Source organism: Pseudomonadota bacterium, from assembly GCA_039193195.1.
In the GTDB taxonomy this organism is placed as follows: Bacteria; Pseudomonadota; Gammaproteobacteria; order Steroidobacterales; family JBCBZW01; genus JBCBZW01.
Genome location: JBCCWS010000055.1, coordinates 26,046 through 34,844 on the forward strand (window position 1 = coordinate 26,046; position 8,799 = coordinate 34,844).

General features: G+C 65.4%; 7 protein-coding genes. 3 read left to right on the forward strand and 4 right to left on the reverse strand.

Features of this window, described 5'->3' with window-relative positions; all coding sequences use genetic code 11:
- Window positions 1-33 precede the first annotated feature (33 nt).
- The 4 genes from AAGA68_24440 to AAGA68_24455 all read right to left on the reverse strand — a co-directional run bounded on the left by AAGA68_24440 (window position 34) and on the right by AAGA68_24455 (window position 7,357).
- Complete coding sequence (locus AAGA68_24440) at window positions 34-1,068, reverse strand: TIR domain-containing protein (GenBank protein MEM9388222.1); 1,035 nt, start codon at window positions 1,066-1,068, stop codon at window positions 34-36.
- 919 nt (window positions 1,069-1,987) lie between these two features.
- On the reverse strand, window positions 1,988-4,372 hold the full coding sequence (locus AAGA68_24445) for a serine/threonine-protein kinase (GenBank protein MEM9388223.1): 2,385 nt from the start codon (window positions 4,370-4,372) through the stop codon (window positions 1,988-1,990).
- Window positions 4,373-4,376: 4 nt separating this feature from the next.
- On the reverse strand, window positions 4,377-5,015 hold the full coding sequence (locus AAGA68_24450; GenBank protein ID MEM9388224.1) for a sigma-70 family RNA polymerase sigma factor: 639 nt from the start codon (window positions 5,013-5,015) through the stop codon (window positions 4,377-4,379).
- 29 nt (window positions 5,016-5,044) lie between these two features.
- A complete protein-coding gene (locus tag AAGA68_24455; GenBank protein ID MEM9388225.1) occupies window positions 5,045-7,357 on the reverse strand; it encodes a hypothetical protein in 2,313 nt (770 codons plus the stop codon).
- Window positions 7,358-7,472: 115 nt separating this feature from the next.
- Between AAGA68_24455 and AAGA68_24460 the strand changes: the two genes are divergently transcribed.
- From AAGA68_24460 to AAGA68_24470, 3 genes are all read left to right on the forward strand, one after another.
- A complete protein-coding gene (locus tag AAGA68_24460; GenBank protein MEM9388226.1) occupies window positions 7,473-7,595 on the forward strand; it encodes a hypothetical protein in 123 nt (40 codons plus the stop codon).
- Between the two features lie 52 nt (window positions 7,596-7,647).
- Window positions 7,648-8,115, forward strand: a complete 468-nt coding sequence (locus AAGA68_24465; GenBank protein MEM9388227.1) for a hypothetical protein — start codon at window positions 7,648-7,650, stop codon at window positions 8,113-8,115.
- 79 nt (window positions 8,116-8,194) lie between these two features.
- Window positions 8,195-8,503 (forward strand): NIPSNAP family protein, encoded by a 309-nt coding sequence (locus tag AAGA68_24470; GenBank protein ID MEM9388228.1) that lies wholly within the window; start codon window positions 8,195-8,197, stop codon window positions 8,501-8,503.
- The last annotated feature ends 296 nt before the right edge of the window (window positions 8,504-8,799 follow it).

An 8,799-nucleotide genomic window follows, 5' to 3' on the forward strand; every position in this document is an offset into this window, starting at 1 on the left:
TTAGGCGTGATCTAACGATGTTGCGAATATGGATTAGCGATCAGTTTCATTTGGACAGGGGGCGTGAGTGAGCGTCACGCCGTCCTGACCTTCGCCAAAGGAGGCCTTGAGTCCAGAGAACGGCTGAGTGGCGGCGGCATCTTGCACCGCGAGTAGCACGTCGCGACCCTGGCCGTTTGCGACTTGGGCGTCGAAGGAGGTGACGTCAATGGCGCTGGCCAGCTGATCGGCCAGCGTGTAGACGAGGAGTTCCTCAGTGCCCGCTTCCGCGCTGAGCTGGAAATTGAGCCCGGGGTTGCGAGGGATTCGGAGCTGGCCGCGCACGGGGTTATCGAAGCCGCCGACTTCGGAAGGATATACTCGGTCCACCCGTCCGCTGGCATGCTGCAAGAACATGTACAGGTGCGAACGCTTGCGCAGGTCGACGGTGAAATGGAACTGCAGCCCCGAGCACAGCCCTTCGTCGGCCTCGATCCTCTTGCCGCTGGCATCCCGCAGCACGATCTCGCCCCGCGGGCGCGTGCTGTCAAGGTGCCAAGCTGCTCCGAGCGTGCTGGCGGCGACCAGCGTGCCTAGGGAGCCGATGAGCCATCGACGTCGGGCACGCCGTTGGCGTACCGATGGGCCAGTGTTGGTATGGCGGGCGGGTGATTCTCCGCGCAGGGCGCTGAGTAGCGGTCGAAACCGTTCGTCCGCTTGGCCGCTCCAGCCCGACATGTCGTGGTGCATCCGCGCGCCGAAGCTAAGGGGAGGCTTATGCACACCGAGGCAAATCGAGATGAGCTTGTCTTGCTCTTGGGCGTGGCGCGCTTCGTCCTTGACCCACTCGGACTGCAGGCTATGCGGCGACCAGACGGCGAGTGCTTTGCGAGCGGACTCGAGGGCCCCCTCAACTTCCTGATCGATACGGGCGCCCGGCGTCATGTGTGCATCCCACCACACGGTCAAACCCTCGGCTTCAAGAGCTTTTACGAGTTTCGTGACGAAGGGCTTGTCGTGGTGAGAGTAGCTAATGAAAACATCGACGACCTCATCCCGGGGTCCGTCGCCAGTCCCTTGCAAATCCATGTAAGTAAGCCCCGCCCTGGCGATTGCTAGCCGATTGAGTCCGCCGCCCGCGCTGAATGGCGCAATGCAGTGGGCTTGGCAGGACGCTTGCTCCGAGCGCTTCTGCCGCTACTGGGGTTAGTGCGTTGACCCGGCGGGTTTTCTCACATAATCCGTGAGAGGCTTATGCGCAATTCGTGTCCGAGCCCTTCCCTTGTTGGCTTGAGATCACCGGATCGCGAAACGGACGGCCGAGTACATGTGCGGCCGGGGCCGTGCCAAGAATCCAACGGCTGCAACATCGCGTGCGTCGTGCCGTCTCGGGACGGCGTCTTCAGGGTGTAGCGAACCTCACTGCGCTCCGTCAGCGACAGCCGAGGCTCTGCTACCGCTGACGTTGCTATGTACCTACGTAGGCGCTCCACCTTGTTACGCTGATCCGCACGCGCCACCACTCCAGCGTGCATCAGGAAGCCGATCGCGCGCGCAGCTGCGTCACTCGCCGTGAACTCCTCCTCTGATGGTGTCTGCGTGAACGCCTTCCCCCGCACTGCGGACCAACGGCAATGCGGCACGTGATCGAGACCGGCAGAGCGTCCAGCGGGCAGACCTCAGCGCCATTCTCACTCGACCAAGCCTGTGCTTCGTCGCGCTCCAGCGACCGCCGACGCTCAAGGTGACGATCGATGCGCTCGAGCAGCCGCTGCAGCTCTACCGGAGTCGGCACCCCGCTCCCCGGGTGGGACGACCAGGAGGTCAAGGCGTCGCGCCCCCCTTTGGTACGCGTGGGATCGACGAGTGCCGCAGCGCTGTCCTCATCGTCCCAAACGTGGTAGCCCGAGAGGAGCACAACCGGCTGATCAACCCGGCCCACCGCGAGGTCGACAGGATCGCGCTCGGCGGGAGACCAGCCGGTGTGCTGGGATCAACGCCTGTTCACCTAGGAGCCAGAGCGCAAGCTCACAGCCGATTGTTCCAGCGCATCAGCTTCGCGGTGCCGCCCCATGAAGCGCAGGAGATCCACGTAGCTGTCCCGCACCAGGCGGGTGTCCGGATGCTCCGCACCAAGCGCCGAGACGCGCAGGGTCAGGGCACGCACGTAGAAGGCTTCGGATTCCTCCAAGCGCCCCTGCGCACGGCGCAATTCGCCGTAGTCGTGCAACACCCCGGCCACCAGATGACTGGCCGGCCCGTGGGAGGCCTCCATGATTTCGAGCGAGCGCGCGAACATCGCCTCGCATCCCTCGAGATCCTCCATCTGGCAGTAGAGGATGCCAACGTTGTGCGTGATGAACCCGGTCTCCGGGTGGTCTTCGCCCAGGGCGCTTCGGGCCAGCTGAAGGGCGCGCCCCAGCACTTCCTGCGCCCGGTCGTACTGATCCACGTCCCCCAGGAAACTGCCGAAATTGTTAAGCGTCGTAATCAGCACGGGGTGATCGGGGCCCAGCGCCAACTCCTTCGCCGCCACGGAGCGTTCGTAGAGCGCCAGGGCCGCGTCGTCGTCCCCCAGCCGCTTGTACACCACGGCCAGGTTGCCGAGGAGTTTGCCGAGACTCGGATCGTCGGGCGGCACGGTGTCTTCGAGGATGTCGTACGCGCGCAGATAGCGATCACGAGCGCCTTCGAAATCGCCGAGGCTCTTGTCGAGAATCGCCAGGTTGTTCAAAAGCTGAGCCACCCGGCGGTGGCGCGGGCCCTGGGCCTGCTCCTGGATGCTTACGAGGCGGAGCATGATCTCCCGTGCCTGTGCGTAGTCGCCCGTGCGGAAGTACAGCTTCGCCAAGAGATTGAGCCTATCCGTCAGATCGACGTGATCGCCGCCCAGCCGGTCACGACTGAGCGCCACCGATTCGCTCACCAGCGCGCCGGCCTCCTCGTACAGCCCCATCCCCTCGTAGACACCACCTATCGTGTAGAGCAGGCGGGCGCGTAGCGCCGGGCGATCGGTCAGGTCCTGGCGGATGCGCTCGGCGCCGGCGTGCAACACTTCCTCCGCCGTGATCGTGCGGCCCCGGGTGTTGTCCGGGTCGGCCAGCTCGAAGGCATCCACCAGAAACGCGGTCACCTCCTCCGCCGCTTCGCGCTCACGCTGGGCGATATCCCGTTCGCGCGCGGCGATGTCGCGCTGTTCGGCGAGGCGGTACGTGTAGGTGGCCACGGTGGCACCGATCGCCAACACGACGGCGCCGGCCATTGCAATGGCGAGGCGGTTTCGGGAGACGAACTTACGCGCTCTATAGGTGAGTGTGGCGGGCTGGGCGCTCACGGCCCTGCCCTCCAGGTAGCGCTGCACGTCTGAGGAGAGGTGGGCGACGGAGGCGTAGCGTCGGTCGGGCTCCTTGCGCAGGGCCATGCGCACCACGTTCTCGAGATCCTGCTCGACGGTGTCTTCCATGCGGGCGGGTTCGTCGAAGCAGATGGCGCGCTCGAGGTCCTGCGGCCGGTCGCTGACCCCCTCGTAGGGCGATCGCTGCGTGAGCAGCTGATACAGCAAGACCCCTAAGGAGTAGACGTCAGATGCGGTGGTGATCGGCTCACCACGCACCTGCTCCGGACTCGCGTACTCGGGGGTGAGCAGGCGCATGGCCGAGACGGTCTCCACGGCCGGCCCCGTCGCCGGTGAGGGCTCCAGCAGCTTGGCGATGCCGAAGTCGAGCAGCTTCGGGCTGTTGTCGTCATCGACCAGGATGTTGCCCGGCTTGATGTCGCGGTGGACGATCAGATTGCGGTGGGCGTGCTCCACCGCCGAGCAGATCTGCAGAAACAAGGTGAGAATGGCGCGCCGGTCGAGGTCGCGTTCGCGGCAGTAACGGTCGACGGGCAGCCCCTCGACGTACTCCATCACCACGTACGGCGTACCATCCTCCGTGGTGCCGGCGTCGAGCAGGCGCGCGATGTTGGGATGATCCAGGGTGGCTAGGATGCGGCGCTCGGCCTCGAAGCGTTCGAGGACCTGGCGGCCCGGTAGGGCACGGACAAGCTTGATCGCCACCTGCTTCTCGTACTGCCCGTCTGCGCGCACCGCGAGCCACACGGTGCCCATGCCGCCATGGCCGAGCTCACGCAGCACGCGGTAGGGCCCTAACCGTCGACCGCTGATCGTCTCCGCCGCCAGGGTGGCCGCCGCGTCCGCCACCACCTCGTCGATAACCTCATTAGCCCCGCTTTCGTGGGCCAGGAGTGACTCCAGCTCTGCCCGCAGTGAGGGGTCATCGCCACACGCCTCGTCCAGGTAGCGTGCCCGCTCTTGTTCGCTGACGGCCACTGCACCAGCGAACAAGGTCTTGAGCCGCTTCAGGCGCGCAGCGTCATCGCCTTCACTCATGGCCTCAGCGGCTGAGCTCGCGCTTCAGCCAGACCTTGGCGAAGCGCAACTCCCGATCGATGGTGCTGGTCGAGAGGCCCGTGACCTTCGCCATCTCAGCAAAGGTGAGCCCGGCGAACACGTTGAGTTCGACAAGCTCCGCCTGGCGCGGATCCAGGGCGGCGAGACGCGTGATGGCAGCATCCAGATCGAGCAGCCGCGCGTCGCTGGAAGGTGACGGCACAAGCTCTTCGTTGAGAGTGACCGCCGGTTGACCGCCACCGCGCTTCTCAGCGTTGCGCGCCTCGGCGTGGGTGGCGAGGATCCGGCGCATCATCCGGGCCGCCAAGGCAAAGAAGTGCGCTCGGTCCTGCCAGTCGATGGAGGCGTCGACCAGGCGCAGATACGCCTCGTTCACCAGGGCCGTAGGCTGCAAGGTGTGGTTGGCGCGCTCACCGCGGAACTGGCGCGCCGCGAGACGCTTCAGCTCGCCGTGGACCAGCGGGGTAAGCGCCTCCAGGGCGCCCTTGTCTCCCGCGCGCCATTCCTGCAGCAGCTGTGTCACGTTGCTCGCCCCCATGGGCGCATTATGGCGGCGGGTCGCCACCGCCACCAGCAGCCCTGCGAGCACCAGATTGCGGTGCGTGCCGGCGGGAGGGGGCAACGCCCCTCCCGCGACCGCAGCAGTCGCGTTCACGGACACCCGTTCGGCACACCGCTGGGGCCCGGGGCTTCGCGCAGCATGCCGAGCACCGCGAGCACATCGGCGAAGGTGACCAGGCCGTTGCCGTCGAGGTCACGATCAGCGTCCGCCGTGCCCCGGGCCGCCAGCGCGCTGCGCACATCGGGCCCGGTGACCCGACAGTCCTGATCGAAGTCGCCATCGCAGACGTTGCCGAAGCCGTCACCGTCCGTGTCGCGCTGGTCAGCATTGGCCATGAGGGTGCAGTTGTCTTGCGCATCGGCGAGACCATCACCGTCGCTGTCCTGGGGCGCTTCCGCGAGCACGGTGAGCGGTGTGCCCGGCACGTCCTCGAAACCTGCCAAGGGCCGCGGTCCACCGCCCATCACGTCGCCCTCGAAGGGCGCCGCCATCAGACTCGTGCGGAAGGCCGCGAAGTCCAGATCGAAGTCGATGCCCGCCAGGCCCAGGCTGTCGATCAGAAAGCCCCCGGCACTGAGCGTGAGATAGGCGTTCTGCCAGCCGAAGGACGTGATCGGTATGGTCTGGTTATCGAAGCTGTTGTTGCGCAGGGTGTAGCGGGGGGTGACCGTAAAGCCGCCTTCCAGCTGTTGTACCTGCACCGTCCCGTTCAGGCCCGGATCGTCGCTGGCTGCGTTCAGCGTCCACGCCGTCACCTCCATCCAGGGATCGTCCGCTGACGCGCGCACCAACACCGGACGATTGAACTGCAGATCGACCTCGAGGTTCGGGTCGAAGCGTAGGGTTTGGTCGTAGCCGAGCCACAGCACCAGGTCACTGTCGAGGGAGTTCGCCTCGAAGCTCAGGAGGTCACCGGGCAGATCGAGTTCCTTGGAGAACGGACTGGACGCACCACCGGCCGGACCGAAGGCCGTGGTGATGACGCCGTCGAGGTCCAGTTCGAAGCGGGCGTAGTCGCCGTCGAGGGTGGTGTCGTCGCCGACGAAGTCCTCCAGGGCGATGCCCTCGTCCGGGTTGAAGTTGAGTGCTTCGCGGAACTTGCTGGGGGCGGTGTTGGTGAGCGAGCCGTCAGCGCCGAGCTCGTTGATCAGCACCGGCGCCGGTGTAAGGTCCAGGAGGTCCACGACGCCGCCGTTGAAGTCCTCTGGCACGGGCGTGTTCAGCTGCGGGACGCGGAAGGTGAGCTCGACCACGTCCGTGAACAAGGGCGGGTTGGGGAAGCCACAGACGTTGTCCTCCAACACCGGCAGGTCCGGGCAGGTGAAGGGGTTGGTGATGTTGACGCCGATGTTCGCGCCCGGCGGCGGCGGATCGATGCCCCAGGCCAGACCCGGCAAGCCCTCCGGTGCGTAGGGCACCTCGTCCAGGATGCGCAGCTCGAAGCCGTCGGCGAGGCCGACGCGCAGGTCGATGATCTCGCCGATGAGGCGGTCGTCCTCGTCGATCCAGTCCGCGTTGAGATCGCCCGTGTCGATGTCGATGAGACGGTTCGAGCCGTACACCTGCTCGCCCGTGTTCGCGTCCATGTTCGCCCACTCCAGATCGAGGAGGGTCTTCACCTTGGCGAAGTAGCGCAGCTGCCCCGCCATCGCGGGGTAGCGCGAGTCCATGTTGGAGGTCGGGTCTGGCGTGTGCCAGGCACTGAGGGTGATCACCTCGCCCGCTGGCGCGGCATCGCGATCGCTGGCCAGGCGGCCGGTGGTGCGGTAGTCCACGTTCAGCAGGCCGCCGTCGTTGGTGGCGACCTCGAGTTCGATGCCGGCGCGGACTTCGGCCTCGTAGCTCACCAGCAAACCCACATCGAAGGGTTGATCGACCCCTTCCGTGGGGCGTGGGCCGATGCCGACGCCAATATCGATGTCGTAGGAGACGGACTCGCTCACGGGGAAATCGAGGAACCCGTTGCAACCCGGTGGATCATTGCCACCCAAGGCGCAGCAAGTGACGGTGACGCTGCCCCGAGCGCGGCCGGTCTCGCAGGCGGACTGATTCGGCCGCACGGTCGCGTTGGTGCAATTGGCGGGGGTATTGACCGTGTAGCTCTGGGCCGTGCAGGTGTCGATGGCCTCCTGCCAGGCTTCCTGGAGCACCTCCACCGGTACTTCCTGATCGATGTTGATGATCGCCCCTTCCTGGGTGGGGCCGGCGGTCTGGTCGATGATGTCCAGCAGGGTGATGGTGGTGTTGTCCTGCTGGTCGATGAAGATGGGTTGGTCTGAGGTCTCGAAGCGCAGGGCGTCGGCCACCTCCGTTTGTTGGGCCGCTGCGGCGAGGGGCAGCAGCACGGCCGCCACGAGCAGGGCAGCGGCGCGAAACCGGGTGGTGGGCGCTGGGGCGGACATGAGGGGTTCCTCCGGAGTTAGGTGTCTCACAGAGGGAAGCCGGAAGGGCTGATGTTTTTGCCCAAACGTCGGGCCGGCGGTGTTGTGCAGGAGAGCATCGGAGGCATACTTCGCCGTGTTGGCGGTAGCGGTCCCCGCCCTGTTCGGCGACATCTCCCCTACCACGGTGGAAGTCATCGCACTCGGTGGCGTCTACTCGTCGATGACCAGCGAGATCGAGAGGAGTATTGGGAAGTGATGGTATTCAATCGCCAGTGGCAACGCGTCTACGGATACGGGGGAGGCGCGTTGTGAACAATCCAGCCCTGATAATCGTTGCGATGGCGCTCGGCATCGCGATCACGGCACGGCCATTTGCCGCGGAAATAGTCGACTATCGCGAGATCATCCGGGACGCACCAGTCGCGGCCATCTCTGACGTTCAGGCCGAGGAGTATGGCGTGCCCGCCTCCGCCCGGTGGAGGCGTTTGGTGAATGTCGACATCGAGCTCTTCCTCGATGAGCCTGACGGCGTTCAGCGGCTCTTCTCCCCGCTGCCCGACCTTACGTATTTCTTGCGCCACCGGGGGCACGAGGATTACGGGCCAGCCACTGCCTGGAACGGAGAGATGGTGGACGCTAGCGGCGCCACGGTCGGATACATTTCCGTCATCGCTTCGAGCGAGGGTTATCTGCGACTTCAGGCGAACGATGTTGAGCGCACGTTCATGGTGGTCTCGATCCCGGACCGGGCCATTCAGGTGCTGTACGAACGCTAGAATCTGGTGATCAGCAGTGCACCCGTCACCCTAGGCTTGCCGGTGCTTCTGTCACACACACTGCATGGAGCCATAAACCATGATCACCTGCTACCTCCGCTACACCATCGCCCCCTCTAGGCTCGCCGAGTTCGAACACTACGCCCGCCTCTGGATGCCCCTCGTCGAACGCTTCGGTGGCACCCACCACGGCTACTTCCTCCCTAAGGAAAGTGCCAATGACCTGGCCGTCGCGATGTTCACCTTCCCCTCTCTGGCCGCCTACGAGGACTACCGAACAACGTCCGAGTCCGATCCCGAGTGCCAGGCCGCCTTCAAGTACGCCGAGGAGACTGGCTGCATCATCCGCTACGACCGCCAGTTCCTGCGCCCCGTCTTCGGCACCTAGGCGCACTCACGTCCGAGCGCTTTCCGTGGAGGACACCTGATCACTACCGCCGAAGCGCCCCCCGTCCCCCGCTCCAATCTCGGATAGCGGCCCGATTTACGGCCCTAGTCACTGAGCCGAACGTTCGGTACTACCGCTGGCGGCAGACCGGCGCGCTGTAAGCGCTTCATTTGGGGCGTACTTCCCCTCGTAGCCTAACGGCCTCAGCCTCCTGGCACACCCCACCGCCAGGAGCCACGAAGATGCCAAGACGTAAGTCACCCAGCCCGAGCACCACTGCCGAGCGAGAACGCTAC